This is a genomic window from Rhodococcus sp. RS1C4 (assembly GCF_002258225.1).
Classification (GTDB): domain Bacteria; phylum Actinomycetota; class Actinomycetes; order Mycobacteriales; family Mycobacteriaceae; genus Rhodococcoides; species Rhodococcoides fascians_E.
In genome coordinates this window covers 181,346-198,994 of record NZ_NOXZ01000021.1, presented here as the reverse complement: position 1 = coordinate 198,994, position 17,649 = coordinate 181,346, and the positions used below count along the sequence as shown (strand labels likewise).

The following is a 17,649-nucleotide window of genomic DNA, read 5'->3' as shown; positions in this document are numbered from 1 at the left end:
AGGTACACGCAACTACACACGGGCATACTGGAGTCATGGTCGTCCGCGCTCGCTGGCCCAAGAGCCTCCCGCTGCAGCCGCTTCCCTCCGAATCATGGGCAAAACAAGAGCCCACGTGGAAGGGTGCCAATCCCCAAGTCATCGAATCGGCGTTGAAGCGAGCCAAGACCCGGCCGTCGGGTAACTGGTTCGTCTTCGCCGCGAGCCGCGATGTCGGGACCAAGGAACCTTTCGGCAGGACAGTCGGCGGAATGGAGCTGGTGGCCTGGCGCGACGAGAACCGCGGCATCCACATCGCACCCGGATCCTGCCCGCACCTCGGTGCGCCGCTCGACAAGGCGAAGATCGAGTGCGACACCCTCATCTGCCTCTGGCACGGCATGCCACTCGGACCGAAGGGACGCCCCGGCTGGCGCCCCTTCCCTGCCTTCGACGACGGCATCCTCGTCTGGGTTCGCCTCGACGACCTCGGCGGTGAAGAACCCACGGATGCGCCCCTCGTACCCGTCCGGCCGCCCGCCGCCACGAGCGTCGACGCCGTGATCACCCTGACCGGCATCTGCGAGCCCGACGACGTCGTCGCCAACCGACTCGACCCGTGGCACGGTGCGTGGTTCCACCCGTACTCGTTCGCCCGGCTCCGCGTACTCGACGCCCCCACCGACATCGACGTCCCCGACGAGGACGACCGCTTCCTCGTCGACGTCACCTTCCGCGTCAGCCGCGGCGTCGGCGTCCCGGTGACAGCCGAATTCGTCTGCCCGGGCCCACGCACCATCGTCATGCGCATCGTCGACGGCGAGGGCGCGGGCAGCGTCGTCGAAACCCACGCGACCCCGATTGGCCCCGGCCCCGACGGCAAGCCCCGCACCGCCGTCATCGAAGCCACCGTCGCCAGTTCCGACCGCAAGGGCTTCCGGATTGCCCGACGCGTGGCGCCGTTGTTGCGTCCGCCGATGGGCTGGACAGCCGCCAGGCTGTGGAAAGACGACCTCGATTACGCGGAGCGTCGCTACATGCTCCGGTCGAAGGGGCTCTGACGGAAGACTGAACTACGACGAGGTCGGCGCCACGCGTTCCGGGATCTTGCCCGACGGCTATCACCACGTCCGTCGACGTGAACTGATCGGCTCGGGACGCACCGCCTTCGACGCTGCAGCTGACACGCTGATGACCTGGGAGATGCACCGGCAGTCGTTGCCTCGGGTGCGGCCGTCTCGTGGTCGGGTGGAAGTCGGGTCGACGGTGTCGATGGTCACGGGGTTCAGGTGTGAGGTCGTCTACGTTGTGGACGAGCCCGACCGCATCGGCTTCGCCTACGGAACCTTGGGCGGCCACCCTGAATGCGGCGAAGAGTCTTTCCTGGTCGAGTTCGACGCCGGCGATGTCTACGTCGTGATCACAGCCTTCTCCCGGCCCGGGACCTGGTACGCGCAGCTGGCCGGTCCGGTGGGTCGTTGGGCGCAGCAGCGGATCACCGATCGCTACGTCGCGGCGCTTCGCCGTTGAGCGTCGCTCAGACGACGCGCGCGATTTTGTCGAAGACTCGGTACCGCCCGCGGGTCGGGACGGTCCAGATGTCGTGCCCGGCGAGGCCCCAGCTCTGCAGCAGGGTGTTGGCGGCGTGCAGACCGGTGGTTGCGGCGCGTTCCATGAGGGCGACCGGCAGGTCGATGCGGATTCCGTCGCCGGCCAGCACGAGTCCAGGTTCGGGCGTACGTACCGTCGGCCTCCGGGCGAAATCACCCAGGCCGAACAACGGACAGTCGTTGCGCCATTCCGACCGAGCCGCGATCACGGTGGCATCCCGGGTTTCCGGATAGATCTCGTGCATCCGCGCCATCAACTGTTCGCGCGTGACGTCCTCGGATTCGGTTGCTGCGTAGGCGTGCAACTCGACGACGGATCCGCCGGTGCGGGAGGCCCACTCCGCTGCTTCGTCCTCGAATCGTTCGAGGACGCTGATGTTGTCGATGGGCGGCATTCCACCGGTGCCGATGAACGGTGGACGGTCTGCGTCGACCGGCTTGTCGAGCCAGACTCGGTGTACGAGGAAGGGCGGAGTGTTCTGCAACGCTGCGACATCCTCGCGCCATTCGTCGGTGCCGAGTGAGCCGACGAGACTCTGCAGCCCCTTGATGTCGGCAGCCAGGACGACACCGTCGAACTTCTCGCCGTCGACGGAGAATCCGCGTTCGATCGACGACACCGACGTGCCCATCCGGAAACCGACTCCGAGCCCACGCAGGTACTCGCCCAACGGTTCCCACAGAGTCTGCGGGTACGGGCCGGTAGGCACGTCGAACACGAGCCCCTCGGACGAGCCGAGGAAGTACAGGTGGAACATCATCGCCAGCTCGGCGGCCGACATCTCCTCGGGATCGGCGAAGAAGCTCCGCGAGAACACTCCGAAGGCCAGGTGCCGTGCAGCCTCGGGGAAGTTGATGCGTCGCAGAAATTCTGCTGCCGGGACCTCGTCGAGCTGCTCGTACGTCTCGGGAACGCTCACGGTCATGAGCGGCAGCGCGGCAATACCGTTCAGCGCCTTGAGGTCCCGCCACCGGAACGTCGGACTCTTCCCGACGAAGGCGACGGCGTTCAACCCCGGCGTCGACGGCAGGCCTTTGAATCCGTCGATTCGGCCGTCCGCGTCGATCAGCGGGTAGTCCTCGACAGCGTGCAGGCGCTGCAGACCCGGATCGGTGCGCTTCAACACATTGCGGAGGTTGTAGTACTGCCGGAAGAACGCGTGGAAGCCTCTGCTCATGGTGGCCGTCGACCCGTCGTCCAACGTGGTGGACCATCCGCCGACGCGGCCGCCGAGGAAGTTCTCCTTCTCGAAGACCTCGACGGACACACCACGTTCCGCCAGAGCAGCTGCCGTCGACAGTCCGGCGATACCGCCGCCGACCACCGCGACGCGCGGAACCGACGCCAACGACGACGCCGACGCGTACCCCGGCGCCGCTGGATGCAGAACGCTCTTCTTGTCAATCACGTGGCCGCGCCCCCAGGAAGGTGTGCACGATGCCGTTCTGCCACCCCGTCATCGTTTCGGTGTCGAGCGAGGTGAACCCTGCGTGCTGCATGCGTCGAGCGAATTCCGAGACACCGTCGAAACTGGTGACACTGCGCCACAGGTGGCGGTAGAGCGTGAAGTCGCGGGTCGCGGCGTACCCGAGCGGGATGATGATGGCCCAGCAGACCAGCGTCCAGACGATCTTCGCGCGCAGCGACTCCTTGACCGAGTACTCGTGGAACGCAATGGACGATCCTGGCTTCAGCAGGGACAGCAACGACCCGAGAACGGCGTCCGGATCACCCACGTTCCGAACCAGATACGCCGCCAGAATCCCGTCGAAGGGCCCTTCGACGCCGTGGGAAGCAAGGTCCTCGACCCGCGAGTGAACGAATGTGACGTTCGATGGCCACTGCTTGCTCCGAGCCACCTCGAGCATCTCCGACGACGCATCGGCCGCGATGATCTCCGCATGAGGCGCGGCCTTCAGCAGCGCAGCTGTGGAAGCACCGGTGCCGCAGCCTATGTCGAGCAGACGCAGACCGGCGCCGAGCCCGGGAAGCCGCAGCCGCTCGGCCGACTTCGCGAGATGCGCGTGGTAACCGGGGTTGGCTCCGACGAGCCGGTCGTACGATTTCGCGTCCTGATCGAACGCGCTGGGTACCTGGTCACGGGGCAGACCCCGTCGGCCTACGCTCACCAGCCACCACCGTTGACGACCCGAGCAGACGGGCCTCCCTCGATCGAGACGATGTCGCCCTGATGCAGCTGCCGGCCGCGACGAAGATCCACCTCACCGTTGACGCTGACCACCCCGTCGGCGATGAAGCTCTTCGCTTCGGCGCCGGATTCGATCAGGTTCGCGAGCTTCAGGAATTGCCCGAGCCGAATCGACTCGTCTCTGATCGGTACGTCCACTGCATCAGCCATGCCCCCATCTTGACTCATGCGGGAGCGAAGCGCCGCAATCGCAGACTGTTGGTCACCACGAACACCGAAGAGAAGGCCATTGCCGCACCCGCAAGCATGGGGTTGAGCAGGCCCGCAGCCGCCAGCGGAATGGCCGCGACGTTATAGGCGAACGCCCAGAACAGGTTGCCCTTGATCGTCGCGAGAGTCTTTCGCGACAACCTGATGGCGTCGCCGACGGCTCGGAGGTCCCCGCGCACCAGCGTCAGGTCGCTTGCCTCGATGGCGACGTCGGTGCCGGTACCCAAGGACAGCCCCAGGTCGGCGGTGGCCAACGCGGCGGCGTCGTTGATGCCGTCACCGACCATCGCCACGACCCGGCCCTCGGACTGCAGCTGCGCGACGACGTCGACCTTTCCCTGCGGGAGCACTCCGGCGAAGACTTCCTCGATCCCGACGTCGGCCGCGATCTTCCTCGCGGCCGCCTCGTTGTCACCGGTCAGCATCACCGGGGTCAGTCCGAGTTCACGCAGTTCCGCGACCGCCTGCTTCGACGTGGGCTTCACCGAGTCGGCGACGACGAGCACTCCGCACGCCTGTCCGTCCCACCCGACCGCGACAGCGGTGCGGCCGTCGCGTTCGGCGTCGGCGAAGGCCGCGGCAAGGTCCGCGGGAAGGGTCATGGACCACTCCGCCAGCAACGAGGCACGCCCCAGAACCACGGCCCGACCGTCGACGATTCCCGTCACGCCGAGGCCGGGCACGGCCGCAAAGTTCTCGACGTCCGGCACCGAGCCGCTGCGGCGGGCGGCGTCGGCGATGGCTTTGCCGATGGGATGCTCCGAGCCTGCCTCCAGAGCCCCGGCCACGAGAAGCAGCTCGTCGTTCTCGGGAGTCACCGAGAGCAAGGACATCTGGCCGGTGGTGACGGTGCCGGTCTTGTCGAGTACGACGGTGTCGATGCGTTTGGTGGACTCCAGGATTTCCGGTCCCTTGATCAAGATGCCCAGCTGTGCGGCGCGGCCGGTCCCGACCATCAGTGCCGTCGGCGTCGCGAGGCCGAGCGCGCACGGGCACGCGATGATCAGAACGGCGACGGTAGCCGTGAAGGCCGCGGCGACGGATCCGCCGGTGCCGAGCCAGAATCCGAGTGTGCCGGCGGCGATCGCGATGACGATCGGAACGAAGATTCCCGAGATCCGGTCGGCGAGCTTCTGCGCCTGCGCTTTCCCGGTCTGCGCGTCTTCGACGAGCTTGGCCATCTGGGCCAGCTGGGTGTCCGAGCCGACGCGGGTGGCCGTCACGACCAACCGGCCGCCGACGTTCACCGTCGCACCGACGACCGTGTCGCCCGGCGACACCTCCACCGGAACCGACTCACCGGTCACCATCGATGCGTCGACGGCGGAGGATCCGGATTCGACGGTTCCGTCCGTCGCGATCTTCTCGCCCGGCCGGACCACGAACGTGTCGCCCACCGCGAGATCGTCGATGGGAAACTGCTTCTCGACGCCGTCGCGCAGCACCGTCACGTCCTTGGCACCGAGATCGAGCAGGGCGCGCAACGCTGCACCTGACCGGCGCTTGGACCGAGACTCGAAGTACCGGCCAGCCAGAATGAACGTGGTGACGCCTGCTGCGACCTCGAGATAGATGTTGGCCGAGCCGTCCATCCGGTCGATGGTGAGCTCGAACGGGTGCTTCATGCCGGGAACGCCCGCGGCGCCGAAGAACAGTGCGTACAGCGACCATCCCAGCGCAGCCAGCGTTCCCATGGACACGAGGGTGTCCATGGTCGATGTGCCGTGCCGCAGGTTCGTCCACGCGGACTTGTGGAAGGGATAGGCACCCCACACGACGACCGGTGCCGCCAGCGTCAGCGACAACCATTGCCAGTTGGTGAACTGCAGAGCCGGAATCATCGCCATCGCGATCACCGGCACCGACAGAACCGCCGAGACGATCAGACGCTGCTTCAGCGGATCCGTCTCGGGCGTGGAGTCCGGGTCGGCAGCGGGGAGTGTCGCGGTGTACCCCGCGGCCTCGACAGCGCCGATCAGATCCTCGACGGGCACGCCGTCGGACCGAACACGCGCTTTCTCGGTCGCGTAGTTCACCGTCGCGGTCACGCCGTCGAGCTTGTTGAGTTTTCGCTCGATTCTGTTGGCACACGACGCGCACGTCATGCCGCCCAGAATCAACTCCGTCTCACTCATGGTCCACCTGCGCGTGTTCGTGACTCGTAGGTGCCTCACCGACAGGGCCGACCGCTCCGCCGATCAGGAATGCGGCAAAGAACACCAATGTGATTCCGAGTACGAAGCCTGCCAGTTTGATCGTCGTGTTCACGCGAAGCACCTCTTTCGTCTCACCCGTTCTACCATACCCCCCTAGGGTATGAGGAGGTCTCGATCCGGTCACGGTGTAACGCGGGGTACCTCCGCGGCGACTTCCGTGTAGCCACCGCGTAGTGCAGCGGCGGTGTAATCGGTTCGGGGAACAACTGATTGGGAAGCCATGTCTCTACGCGTTTCGAATCGCAGACCTGCGAATCGTCGACGGCTCGTCACCAGCGCCGTTGCGTTCGTATCTCTGGGCGCCCTGGCCGTCGGTGCCGCCGTCCTCACCACCGACAAGCTGACGTCGTCGGACGCCGAGGTCGAGCTCGCATCGACCGCCACCTGCTACGACATGGTCAGCATCGCCGTCGGTGGCCGAGGCGACTCGCCCGAGGCCGGCAAGACCAAGATGCTCGAAACCCCCACCGGAACGCGACTGCCCGCAGCGCTCGCCGGTGACTTCGAGAGCGACTGGATCGACCAGATGGTCGGCGCTCCCAACGGCCAGGTGAAGGACGGCTCCTACGCAGCCGTCTACATCGAGTACCCGGCCAACATGGCCACCTACGAATCCTCGGTCGAGACCGGCGTCGCGAACACCAAGACGGTCATGAACGCCATCGCCGCGTCGTGCCCCAAGACCCGCTTCGCCATCGTCGGCTACAGCGAAGGCGCCGACGTCACGCGTCGCGCAGCGATGGAGATCGGCAACCAGCAGGCCGACACCAACGGCAAGTTCGGCATTGTCGACCCGGGCAACGTGGTCGGTGTCGTCATTCTCGCCGATGCAGGCCGCAAGGACGGCGAGACCGCATTCCCCGGTTCCGCGTCGGGCACCAACCCCGACGGCTTCGACACCAAGTACCAGAACGGCTCCGGCCCCGCCGGCGCCGGCGCTCTACCGTCCACGCAGGGCAGCTTCGGTGTACTCGAGGGCCGCGTCGCCTCGTTCTGCTCGCAGGGCGACCTGACGTGCGCGATGCCCAAGAACACCTCGCTGCTGCACCTGGCCGCCAACGTCGGACGCCAACTCGACGTCGATGCCATCCAGCGCGACAACACCCTGACCCCCGCCACCGGCGCCGACCTCGCCATGGTCCTCGGCAAGATCGCCGTCGCCGCCTTCGCCGACATCACCAGCCAGGACAACTGGCTCGCCGGCGACGAGACATTCCTCGACGTGCTCATCAAGGTCTCCGAGCCCGGCTACAAGCCGGCCGACCCGACCACCAAGGTCGCCGCGAAGCCCGAAACGGACGAGAACGGCGAACCGCTGCCCGCCGAGAGCGCAGTCAACCTCGCCTACCTGCCGTCGAAGATCGCCAAGGAAATCATCGGCTTCATCGGATCCAACACCGACACCATCCCCGTGGCGATGAACGATCCGTACGGTCAGACCCTCGGACCGGGCTCGGGACACCACTTCGACTACTGGCGTGACGCCGACAACGCCAACGGCAAGCCGCTGACCTCGGCCGAATACGCAGCCGCATGGCTGACCCAGCTCGCCAAGGACGCCCAGGCCGGCAAGCCCATCAAGTCCAAGGAAGTTCAGGAGCAGGCCCGCCTGACCGTTCTGTCCGCCACCGCGACCCCCACCACGACCGCGCCGACGAGCACCTCCACAGCTGCTCCCGTCGTCGCCCCCTACGTCGCACCTGTGGTCCCGGAGGTTGGCGTTCCCGCCCCGATCGTCGACCCGGCCGCTCCCGTCGATCCGAACCTGACCGCAGTACCTCTCGTACCCGCTCCCGACGCCGCAGGCGCAGTCGTCGACGGCTCGGTCGTCACCACCCCACCCGCTGCCACCTCAGCAGCCCCGACCACCACAGCCGTCCCCACGACCACCGTCGTACCGGCTGGGTAGTCGTACTCCCTTTCCCATTCGGAGCGAAAGCGCCGTTCGGTCAGTCTGACTGACCGAACGGCGCTTTCGGTCTTCCAAGGGAACTGTCCGGAAAGGTCCGGACCGATCAGGAATCGAGAAGTGTCCGACGCCGAGGCCTACTAGCGTCTTTCCACATGAACATCACCATTCATTCCTCGTTCCTTCCCCATGACGATGCCGATGCGGCGCTGGGGTTCTATCGCGATCTCCTCGGTTTCGAGGTGCGCCTGGATGTCGGGTACGACGGCATGCGCTGGCTCACCGTCGGGCCTGTCGGACAGCCGGACACGGCGATCGTCCTGACGCCACCTGCGGTCGATCCCGGTATCACCGACGACGAGAAGAAAACCATCCTGGAGATGATGGCGAAGGGCACGTACGCGGGCCTGCAGTTGGCGACGCCCGACCTGGATGCCACGTTCGACGCGTTGCAGGCCGGGGGCGCCGACATCGTGCAGGAGCCCATCGATCAGCCGTACGGTCTTCGCGATTGCGCCGTCCGCGACCCTGCAGGGAATCTGCTGCGTATCCAACAGGCCCGCAGCTGACGAACATGCTTGAATTCGCATGATTGGATGCCAGTCCCCCCGAGAAACGGAGATGTCCTGATGGCCCGACGCGCCAGTTCGACGACCGAGGTCCACAAGGCCGACAGCCACGATCTGATCCGTGTGCAGGGCGCGAGGGTGAACAACCTCCGTGACATCAGCGTCGAGATCCCCAAGCGCCGGTTGACGGTGTTCACCGGCGTTTCGGGGTCCGGCAAGTCGTCGTTGGTGTTCTCCACGATCGCCGCGGAATCCCAGCGGATGATCAACGAGACGTACAGCGCGTTCGTGCAGGGGTTCATGCCGTCGCTCGCGCGGCCGGACGTGGACCTGCTCGACGGGTTGACAACGGCCATCATCGTCGACCAGCAGCGAATGGGTGCCAATCCGCACTCGACCGTCGGCACCGCCACCGATGCGAATGCGATGCTGCGAATCCTGTTCAGCCGCGTCGGAAAGCCCTACATCGGTTCGGCTCAGGCATTTTCGTTCAACGTCGCATCGGCGTCCGGGGCGGGCGCGGTGAAGGTCGAGAAGGGCGGGCGTCAGACCACCGAGAAACGGACCTTCTCGATCACCGGCGGCATGTGCCTGCGCTGCGAGGGGCGCGGATCGGTCAGCGACATCGACCTGACCGCTCTGTACGACGACAGCAAGTCTCTCAACGAGTCCGCCATCACCATCCCCGGCTACAGCATGGACGGCTGGTACGGCCGGATCTTTCGTGGCAGTGGATACTTCGACCCGGACAAGCCGATTGCCAAGTACAACAAGAAGGAACTGAACGACCTTCTGTACCGCGAGCCGACGAAGATCAAGGTCGAGGGCATCAACATCACCTACCTCGGGCTGGTCCCGCAAATGCAGAAATCCATGCTGTCCAAGGACGTCGACGCGATGCAGCCGCACATTCGTGCCTTCGTCGAACGCGCCGTGACATTCCAGACGTGTCCCGAATGCGACGGCACCCGCCTCAACGAGGGCGCTCGCTCCTCGAAGATCAAGGGAATCTCCATCGCCGACGCCTGTTCCATGCAGATCAGCGACCTCGCCGCCTGGGTCAGCAGTCTGAAGGAGCCGTCGGTGGCGCCGCTGCTCGAATCTCTGCGGGAAACGTTGGAGTCGTTCGTGCAGATCGGGCTGGGCTACCTGTCCCTGGAACGGCCCGCCGGAACCCTGTCCGGCGGCGAGGCCCAACGCACCAAGATGATTCGCCATCTCGGATCGTCGCTCACCGACGTCACCTACGTGTTCGACGAACCGACGACAGGCCTACACCCCCACGACATCGAGAACATGAACCAGCTCCTTCTGCAGTTGCGAGACAAGGGGAACACGGTTCTGGTCGTCGAGCACAAGCCGGAAACCATCGTCATTGCGGACCACATCGTCGACATCGGCCCCGGCGCCGGGACCAACGGCGGTCAGATCTGCTTCGAGGGGTCCGTCGACGACCTCCGCACGAGCGACACCGTCACCGGCCACCACTTCGACGACCGTGCGGCGGTGAAAGATTCGGTACGCGAGTACTCCGAGGTCATCGAGATCCGCGGTGCGGACTCGCACAACTTGCAGAGCGTCGACGTCGACGTGCCCCTGGGCATCCTCGTCGTCGTGACCGGCGTAGCCGGCTCCGGCAAGAGTTCACTGATACACGGCTCGCTCGGCGAACTCGACGACGTCGTCGCGGTCGACCAAGGTGCCATCCGCGGGTCCCGTCGCAGCAATCCTGCGACGTACACCGGCCTGCTCGAGCCGATCCGCAAAGCGTTCGCGAAGGAGAACGGCGTCAAACCTGCTCTGTTCTCGGCCAATTCGGAGGGTGCGTGCCAGGTCTGCAACGGTAACGGCGTCATCTACTCGGATCTCGCGATGATGGCGGGCGTCGCCACGATGTGCGAGGAGTGCGAAGGAAAGCGGTTCCAGGCGTCGGTGCTCGAATATCACCTCGGCGGTAAGAACATCAGCGAAGTGCTCGCCATGTCCGTGGCGCAGGCCGAGGACTTCTTCGGCAACGAGGTGAAACTGCTTGCTGCTCACAAGATTCTGGTCCGGCTCGCCGACGTCGGCCTGGGCTACATCAAGCTCGGCCAGCCCCTGACGACCCTGTCCGGCGGTGAACGCCAACGCCTCAAGCTGGCCGTCCACATGGCCGACAAGGGCGGAATCTACGTCCTCGACGAGCCGACCACGGGACTACACCTCGCCGACGTCGAGCAATTGCTCGGACTGCTCGATCGCCTGGTCGAGTCCGGTAAATCCGTCATCGTCATCGAACATCACCAGGCCGTGATGGCCCACGCCGACTGGATCATCGACCTCGGCCCCGGTGCAGGCCACGACGGCGGTCGCGTCGTGTTCGAGGGAACGCCTGCTGATCTCGTCGCCGACGGTTCGACGCTCACCGGCCAGCACCTGGCTGCCTACGTGGGGAGCTGACGGCACGCCCGGTTTCGGGGCAGAATCGAGCGCATGACGACACTGTTGTTCGTACACGGCGCCGGTGGTTTCCTGGAGGACAGATCGATGGCCGACGCCCTTGCGGGGGCGTCGGGTGTCGACGTGGACATGCCCGAGTTCTCCGACGAGGACATGTCTTTCGAAGCATGGGCGCGTCCACTGCGAGCTCGATTGGAATCGCTGGACCCGTCCGACATCCTCGTGGCGCACTCGTTCGGTGCGTCCGTATTACTACGCGTCCTCGCGGAGCGGGAGTGGGGCTTCCGTGAGCCGGCCACCCTTCTGGCCATGCCGGATTGGGGGGTCGGCGGGTGGGACGTTCCCGAATACGCGTTCGACGGACCCGAGCCCACTACCTCTCTGGCGCTTCATCATTGCCGCGACGACGAGGTGGTCCCGTTCGAGCACCTGGCGTCGAACGCGGCGTTGTTGCCGTCCGCTCGCATCGTGGAGCACCCGTCGGGCGGTCACCAGTTCCACGGAGCGAATTGGCAGACGATGTAGTTCGAACATATGTTCGACAATCGGCGGTTTTCGGGTTATGGTGGAGTCATGCTTTTGGGGGAGAGCGTCGACGATGTAGCCGGGGACCTTCGGGTCGACACTGCGCGTGGTGTGTTGCCGATCGAGGACCCTGCGTTGCGTGCTGCGGTGGAGGAGATGGAGTCCGCGTGGGGTGCGGTTGCGGAGGCGTCGTTGGATGGTCGGGTTGTCGGTGATGCGGATCGGCGTGCGGTGTTGGTGCGGATGGAGTCGGTGTCGCGGGCGATGTACGGGACGTCGCACACATGGTTGACGGAGTTGGTGGACGGTGACGGGTTGGCGGTGCTGCCGGAGCGGTCGAATCCGTCGCGGTTGGCGTGTTTGTTGCGGATCGATTCCGCAGTCGCGGGTAGACGCATCAAGATCGCGGGGAAATTGGCGCGGCGGCGGTCGTTGACCGGGGAGCAGCTCGATGCGTTGTTGCCGGTGACTGCGCGAGCGCAGTGCGAGGGTCATCTCGATGCTGCGCATGTGCGGGTGATCGAGAAGTTCTTCGACACCCTGCCCGCCGGGATCGATCACGAGTCGTTGGTGCAGTCGGAGATCTTGTTGGTGGACTTGGCGAAACAGGTCTCGCCGGAGCAGTTGACGGTCGCGGCGCACCGGTTGACGGCGTTGTTGGATCCGGATGGGGAACTGCGGGACACGAAGGACATCGCGAGGAAATGCTTTGTTCGGCTCGGGCCGCAGGAGGTCGACGGGACCTCGAAGATGGCCGGTGTCATCGACGCTGAGTTCCGTGCCTATCTGGAGCCGGTTCTCGCCAAACTCGCCCGCAAGGGAGTGCTGAACCCCGACGAGCCGAAGCCCGTGCACGACACCGACCTGAGTACCGCCTACCCCGGGAGCATTCCCGACAGCACCGACAGCACCGACGATGATGGGCAGAACGAACCGACCCCGGACGGTGACGGCGCGGACGATCAGGAGTGCGACGCCACGAGTTTCGGTACGGCGGGATCAGGCGATCCTGGGGCGGGTACTGCTGCTGCCGGGTCGGGTACGGCTTCTGCTGGGTCGGGTACTGCTGCTGCCGGGTCGGGTACGGCTTCTGCTGGGTCGGGTACTGCTTCTACGGGGTCGCCGGGTCCGCTGACGCTGTTCGGTCCCGAGGAGACTGCTGCTGGCGCGGAGTTGGAGGCACGCGCCGGCCGGGACCTGCGCACCCAGGGCCAACGCAACCACGATGCCGTCAAAGCGGTGTTCCGTCAGACCCTCGCAGCCGGCACCCTCGGAACTCATCGCGGACTTCCGGTCACCGCGGTGATTTCGATGTCCGCCTCCGATCTGGCCACCGCGTCCGGGCATGCCGTCACCGGCACCGGATCGCTGGTCTCGATTCGCGATGCCATCCGCATGGCCGCCCACGCCCACCATTACCTCGCTGTCTTCGACGACGACGGACGCGCCCTCTACCTCGGGCGCGGGAAACGGCTCGCCTCGGCCGATCAACGCATCGTCCTCATCGCACGCGACCGCGGCTGCAGTTTCCCCAATTGCACGCGCCCCGCCACCTGGAGCCAGGTCCACCACATCGACGAATGGGCCGATGGCGGCAACACCGACATCGACGACCTGACCTTCGGGTGCGACTGCCATCACCCCCTCGTCGGCGACGGACCGAATCAGTGGGCGACCACCACCACCGGACCCGATCATCCCCAACCCGGCCGCACCGCCTGGCATCCACCAGAATCCGTCGACCCCCGACGCAACGGGCTCGTCAACCACTACCACCACCCGCAGGAATACCTCTACCCATCAGACGATCCCGACCCCGAGACCCGGACCGGATAGCCCCGGACCCCCGGCACCATCGAATCGAACACCCACCCGTGAGCGGCACAACCACCACCTGTGCCGCTCACACCCATGCCTGCAACAACCCGTGCCTGAGCGTCGAGAGCGCCGCGCCACGACCATCGGGCCCCCGGGCGAATCCCCCGCAGACGGATGAGTGTCCCCAATACGACGATGCCGCGTTACCATTCCGGGGATGGGGGAGATCGAGGATCCGAGGCAGCGTTTGGCGCGTCTGGTGATCGAACGTGTCACGGTCGAGGGTGGAGCTGGGGCTCGGCTGGATTCGTCGGCGTTCGCGGTGAGGTACGACGAGTCGTCGGTCCTTCCGCTCGATCATCTGTTCCACGACACGGCGGGAGCGTCGGATCTGGCGCTGGAGTCGCATGTCGCGCATTTCGTATCGACGAAGATGTCTTCGAACTTCTGGCCCGGTGACTGGCACGAGGCGCTGCCGAGGCTGCGTCCGGTGTTGAAACCGTCGACGTACACGTTGGGCGCACCGTCGGGTTTGCTGTTGTCGCGGCGCGTGTTCCCGTTGGTCGACGAGCTCGTGGCGGTGGACATGCCCTTCCACAGCTCGATCGTGTCGTGGGAGTCGATCGAGACATGGGGTGTGGATCCGTCGACGGTGTTCGCTGCGGCCCGGTCGAATCTGGCCACCGTCACCCGGTATGCCGACCCCACGAAGGGCCGCGCCACTCAAAGGTTGGTCGACCGCGGCGGGCAGTACTACACGTCGTGGCTGTTGGATTCGGGGTGGCTCGAGTCGCACAGGTCGCGGTTCGGTTGTGCACCAGTGGCGTTCGTCCCCACGGTGGACACGCTCTACGTCGTGCCCAGCGACGACGATGACCTGCTGGCCAAGCATTTCCGTCTGGCCGAGGAGCAGTATCTGCACACGTCGCGGTTCCTGTCTCCGCAGGCGTACACCGTCGACGACTCGGGTGCTGTGGTGACGCTCGACGTCACGGCGCCGGACAATCCCGGCAGCGCACGGGCCCGTTGCGTGCACATCTCGAAAGAATACGCAGCACAGTCGGACTGGCTACAGCGTCAGTACGAGCTGGATCGTGTGCACTCCGAGATCGGCACGGTCACCGTCAAGTCGACTCCGTTCGGTCCCCGTACGGTCACCATCTGGGCCGACGAGGTGGACTGCACGTTGCCGGAGACCGACCTCGTGGCGTTCTGCCGCGAGGGCGTCGAGCCGTTCTTCGTCCAGTTCGCCGACGTGGCGTCCATCAGTGGTGTCCAACCGATGGCAGGCCTGGACCCGGCTCGCTATCGCGTTCCCGCCTGGCCACCGCCGGACATCGTCGAACGGCTGCGCGCGCACAGCATCCTGGTGTGACCTACGAGGATCGGTCGAGCGTGTACTCGTTGATGACCACCCCGGATCGATACGGCGTGCTGGCGACGAGATTCAAGTCCGCAACCGAATAGTCGCGGTCGGCGAAGAGCCGCTTGCCCGATCCCAGCAGAATCGGGTTGATCTTGAGGATGATCCGGTCGATCTCGTCGACGAGTGCGGACGCGAAGACCCCTCCACCGGCCAACCAGATGTCCGATCCGCTCTGCTGCTTCAGCTCCCGCGCAAGGGCAACCGGATCCTCGTCCGTCACGGTCACCTCCGGCACCGCATCGTCGGCGGTGTGGTTGCGAGAGAACACGTACTGCTTCAGATGCTCGTACGGTCCGCCGCGCCGGTGTGCACCCTCGGCCGCATAGGTTCCCCATCCCATCATCACCGTGTCGAACCTCGTCAGAGGCGGCGTCAGTCCGGTGGCGCGAAGGCCGAGCGTCGGGATCGTGTCGGTGTACTCGCGCAGGATCATGTCGATGTGATCGCCCGTCTGGGGGAAAGCATCGAACGTGTCGTCCGGGGCGGCGATGAAGCCGTCGAGGCTGGCGGCTACGTAATAGACCAGTTCACGCATGAGAATCTCCAATCACGACGGATGTAGTGGTTCGAATCAGAGAGTACGACACCTGTCGTGGTTGCGCTAGTCTTTTTCCATGGCTCGCAATTCGCAACGCAGATCCGATCTCGCCGACGCCGGCATTTCGATCCTGGCCGCCGAAGGCGCACGCGGACTCACCCACCGTGCCATCGATGTGCAGGCAGGAGTACCGAAAGGCACCACGTCGAACTATTTCAAGACGCGCGAAGATGTCATCGCCGGATTGATCGAGCGCATCGGCGAACGGCTCGCCCCGGATCCCGACGTGCATGCCCCGCTCGCCGCCAAAGCTCCGAGCGCGGAACTGTTCGCTGAGTACACCCGCGACATCGTCGCGCGGCTCCTGACCAACCGAGAAGTGACGCTGGCGTTGTTCGAACTGCGACTCGAGGCGTCGAGACGGCCGGAGATCGGCGCCGTTCTCGGCACGTGGCAACGGTCGAACTTCCGCGGCGACGTCGAATTCAACCTTGCCGCGGGACTTCCCGGCGGCGCCAAGGAGATCGCGTTGTTCCACTACGCGATAGACGGTCTCCTGTTCGACCGACTGACCTACCCGATCGACCCGGAGACCTCGACCGACGACATCGTCGACGATTTGGTGAACGGCCTGCTCAGGTGAACTCGACTCCCTGCGCGAGAGGCAGCTCGTTGGAGTAGTTCACGGTGTTGGTTGCCCGTCGCATGTAGGACTTCCAGGCGTCCGAACCGGATTCGCGTCCGCCACCGGTTTCCTTCTCGCCGCCGAACGCGCCGCCGATCTCCGCTCCCGACGGTCCGATGTTGACGTTGGCGATGCCGCAGTCGGATCCGGCGGCGGACAGGAACCGCTCGGCCTCACGCAGATCCGTCGTGAAGATCGACGACGAAAGACCCTGTGGCACATCGTTGTGCAGCGCGATGGCCTCGTCGAGCGTCTCGTAGGTGAGAACGTACAGAATCGGCGCGAACGTCTCGTGACGCACGATGTCCGTCTGCGCAGGCATCGTCACCACCGTCGGCTGGACGTAGTAGGCGTACTCGCCGAAGATGTCGACGCGCGAACCGCCTGCCTTCACGACACCACCAGCGCCGACGGCAGCGTCGAGCGCTTTCTGGAAGCCGGCGAAGGCCGGCGCGTCGATCAGCGGCCCGACGAGCGTGTCGGCGTCCAGGGGCGACCCGATGGCCAGCGATTCGTACGCCTTCGCAATCCGCCCGACCAGCTCGTCGGCGATGGAGGAATGCACGATCAGTCGTCGCAGAGACGTACACCGTTGCCCTGCAGTACCCGCCGCGGAGAACACGATCCCGCGGGTCGTCAGGTCCAGATCGGCGGACGGGGTCACGATGGCGGCGTTGTTGCCACCGAGTTCGAGCAGTACGCGTCCGAACCTCTCCGCGACGCGGGGCGCCACGGCTCGGCCCATGCGCGTGGACCCGGTCGCGGACAGGAGAGCCACGCGGGAATCGTCGACGAGCGCCTCACCGGCCACTCGGTCGCCGATGACCAACTGCGCAACGAGGGGATCGACGTCCGCGTTGGCGGCGGCACGCTCGAACAGCGCTTGAACAGCGAGCGCGGTCAGGGGCGTCTTCTCCGACGGCTTCCACACGACGGTGTCGCCGGCGACCAAGGCGAGGACGGTGTTCCACGACCAGACTGCGACAGGAAAGTTGAAGGCAGTGACGACTCCGACGACGCCGAGCGGATGCCACTGCTCCATCATGCGATGGCCCGGGCGCTCGGTTGCGATGGTGTTGCCGTAGAGCTGACGGGACAGCCCGACGCCGAAGTCGCAGATGTCGATCATCTCCTGGACCTCGCCCAGGCCCTCGGACAGAATCTTGCCCGCTTCGATGGAGACCAACTCGCCCAGATCGGCCTTGTACTCACGCAGTAATTCGCCGAGTTCGCGGATCAGTCCACCTCGAACCGGAGCGGGAACGGCGGACCACTCGGCGAACGAAGATTTCGCCACGGTGACGACGGCGTCGACATCCGCAGCGGTGGCCGCGGCGAGGGACGCGAGATTGCCCCCGGTGATCGGTGAACGTGCGACGACCGGCAGTTCCGACCTGGGCACGTCGAGGTCGGCGGTCACCCCCAGGCGTCCCAGGATTCCGCGGGTACGGACGCTCAGCTCGTCGTGCTTGACCGGGGAAGTCATCGCGAAAATCACCTTTCGTCGCCGTGGCA

At 65.6% G+C, this 17,649-nt stretch carries 16 protein-coding genes; 9 read left to right on the top strand and 7 right to left on the bottom strand.

Features of this window, described 5'->3' with window-relative positions; genetic code table 11:
- Positions 1–35: 35 nt before the first annotated feature.
- Positions 36–1,040: a DUF5914 domain-containing protein gene (locus CH289_RS09540; protein WP_019667021.1), complete on the top strand. Its 1,005-nt coding sequence runs from the start codon at positions 36–38 to the stop codon at positions 1,038–1,040.
- The gene (locus CH289_RS09535) at positions 997–1,509 is read left to right on the top strand and encodes a DUF1990 family protein (protein ID WP_179276784.1); all 513 of its coding nucleotides are present in this window, start codon (positions 997–999) and stop codon (positions 1,507–1,509) included. The genes CH289_RS09540 and CH289_RS09535 overlap by 44 nt, the downstream gene beginning before the upstream one ends.
- Before the next feature lie 7 nt (positions 1,510–1,516).
- On the opposite strand, the gene CH289_RS09530 is transcribed toward CH289_RS09535, so the two are convergent.
- The 5 genes from CH289_RS09530 to CH289_RS28280 are packed head-to-tail and all read right to left on the bottom strand — an operon-like array spanning position 1,517 to position 6,277.
- Positions 1,517–2,998: a hydroxysqualene dehydroxylase gene (locus tag CH289_RS09530; protein WP_094727826.1), complete on the bottom strand. Its 1,482-nt coding sequence runs from the start codon at positions 2,996–2,998 to the stop codon at positions 1,517–1,519.
- Entirely contained in the window at positions 2,991–3,719 is a 729-nt protein-coding gene (locus CH289_RS09525) for a class I SAM-dependent methyltransferase (RefSeq protein WP_019667018.1), read from the bottom strand. The genes CH289_RS09530 and CH289_RS09525 overlap by 8 nt, the downstream gene beginning before the upstream one ends.
- Positions 3,716–3,949, bottom strand: coding sequence for an RNA-binding S4 domain-containing protein (locus CH289_RS09520; RefSeq protein WP_019667017.1), 234 nt, complete (start codon positions 3,947–3,949; stop codon positions 3,716–3,718). The genes CH289_RS09525 and CH289_RS09520 overlap by 4 nt, the downstream gene beginning before the upstream one ends.
- 14 nt (positions 3,950–3,963) lie before the next feature.
- Positions 3,964–6,144, bottom strand: a complete 2,181-nt coding sequence (locus tag CH289_RS09515; protein ID WP_094727825.1) for a heavy metal translocating P-type ATPase — start codon at positions 6,142–6,144, stop codon at positions 3,964–3,966.
- Positions 6,137–6,277, bottom strand: coding sequence for a hypothetical protein (locus CH289_RS28280; RefSeq protein WP_167336905.1), 141 nt, complete (start codon positions 6,275–6,277; stop codon positions 6,137–6,139). The genes CH289_RS09515 and CH289_RS28280 overlap by 8 nt, the downstream gene beginning before the upstream one ends.
- A 168-nt stretch (positions 6,278–6,445) precedes the next feature.
- Here CH289_RS28280 and CH289_RS09510 point away from each other — a divergent pair, with 168 nt between their 5' ends.
- From CH289_RS09510 to CH289_RS09485, 6 genes are all read left to right on the top strand, one after another.
- Entirely contained in the window at positions 6,446–8,134 is a 1,689-nt protein-coding gene (locus CH289_RS09510) for a cutinase family protein (RefSeq protein ID WP_020112298.1), read from the top strand.
- 155 nt (positions 8,135–8,289) lie between these two features.
- Positions 8,290–8,703, top strand: coding sequence for a VOC family protein (locus tag CH289_RS09505; protein ID WP_019667013.1), 414 nt, complete (start codon positions 8,290–8,292; stop codon positions 8,701–8,703).
- 60 nt (positions 8,704–8,763) lie between these two features.
- Entirely contained in the window at positions 8,764–11,142 is a 2,379-nt protein-coding gene (locus tag CH289_RS09500) for an ATP-binding cassette domain-containing protein (protein ID WP_037160579.1), read from the top strand.
- 33 nt (positions 11,143–11,175) lie between these two features.
- Complete coding sequence (locus CH289_RS09495; protein WP_094727824.1) at positions 11,176–11,667, top strand: alpha/beta fold hydrolase; 492 nt, start codon at positions 11,176–11,178, stop codon at positions 11,665–11,667.
- Between the two features lie 48 nt (positions 11,668–11,715).
- On the top strand, positions 11,716–13,503 hold the full coding sequence (locus CH289_RS09490) for an HNH endonuclease signature motif containing protein (RefSeq protein ID WP_179276782.1): 1,788 nt from the start codon (positions 11,716–11,718) through the stop codon (positions 13,501–13,503).
- Positions 13,504–13,702: 199 nt separating this feature from the next.
- A complete protein-coding gene (locus tag CH289_RS09485; RefSeq protein WP_037183462.1) occupies positions 13,703–14,860 on the top strand; it encodes a DUF1444 domain-containing protein in 1,158 nt (385 codons plus the stop codon).
- A gap of 1 nt (position 14,861) precedes the next feature.
- Here CH289_RS09485 and CH289_RS09480 read toward each other — a convergent pair whose 3' ends face one another.
- Positions 14,862–15,446 (bottom strand): dihydrofolate reductase family protein, encoded by a 585-nt coding sequence (locus tag CH289_RS09480; protein WP_037185217.1) that lies wholly within the window; start codon positions 15,444–15,446, stop codon positions 14,862–14,864.
- 79 nt (positions 15,447–15,525) lie between these two features.
- Between CH289_RS09480 and CH289_RS09475 the strand changes: the two genes are divergently transcribed.
- The gene (locus CH289_RS09475) at positions 15,526–16,092 is read left to right on the top strand and encodes a TetR/AcrR family transcriptional regulator (protein WP_019664988.1); all 567 of its coding nucleotides are present in this window, start codon (positions 15,526–15,528) and stop codon (positions 16,090–16,092) included.
- Here CH289_RS09475 and amaB read toward each other — a convergent pair.
- Positions 16,085–17,620, bottom strand: a complete 1,536-nt coding sequence (gene amaB, locus CH289_RS09470) for an L-piperidine-6-carboxylate dehydrogenase (RefSeq protein WP_094727823.1) — start codon at positions 17,618–17,620, stop codon at positions 16,085–16,087. The genes CH289_RS09475 and amaB overlap by 8 nt on opposite strands.
- Positions 17,621–17,649 lie beyond the last annotated feature (29 nt).

Bases quoted from the DNA above. Each gene is read 5' to 3' on its own strand.
- CH289_RS09540 (WP_019667021.1), top strand. From the start codon at position 36: ATGGTCGTCCGCGCTCGCTGGCCCAAGAGCCTCCCGCTGCAGCCGCTT.
- CH289_RS09520 (WP_019667017.1), bottom strand. From the start codon at position 3,949: ATGGCTGATGCAGTGGACGTACCGATCAGAGACGAGTCGATTCGGCTC.
- CH289_RS09515 (WP_094727825.1), bottom strand. From the start codon at position 6,144: ATGAGTGAGACGGAGTTGATTCTGGGCGGCATGACGTGCGCGTCGTGT.
- CH289_RS09510 (WP_020112298.1), top strand. From the start codon at position 6,446: ATGTCTCTACGCGTTTCGAATCGCAGACCTGCGAATCGTCGACGGCTC.
- CH289_RS09505 (WP_019667013.1), top strand. From the start codon at position 8,290: ATGAACATCACCATTCATTCCTCGTTCCTTCCCCATGACGATGCCGAT.
- CH289_RS09500 (WP_037160579.1), top strand. From the start codon at position 8,764: ATGGCCCGACGCGCCAGTTCGACGACCGAGGTCCACAAGGCCGACAGC.
- CH289_RS09495 (WP_094727824.1), top strand. From the start codon at position 11,176: ATGACGACACTGTTGTTCGTACACGGCGCCGGTGGTTTCCTGGAGGAC.
- CH289_RS09490 (WP_179276782.1), top strand. From the start codon at position 11,716: ATGCTTTTGGGGGAGAGCGTCGACGATGTAGCCGGGGACCTTCGGGTC.
- CH289_RS09485 (WP_037183462.1), top strand. From the start codon at position 13,703: ATGGGGGAGATCGAGGATCCGAGGCAGCGTTTGGCGCGTCTGGTGATC.
- CH289_RS09480 (WP_037185217.1), bottom strand. From the start codon at position 15,446: ATGCGTGAACTGGTCTATTACGTAGCCGCCAGCCTCGACGGCTTCATC.
- CH289_RS09475 (WP_019664988.1), top strand. From the start codon at position 15,526: ATGGCTCGCAATTCGCAACGCAGATCCGATCTCGCCGACGCCGGCATT.
- amaB (WP_094727823.1), bottom strand. From the start codon at position 17,620: ATGACTTCCCCGGTCAAGCACGACGAGCTGAGCGTCCGTACCCGCGGA.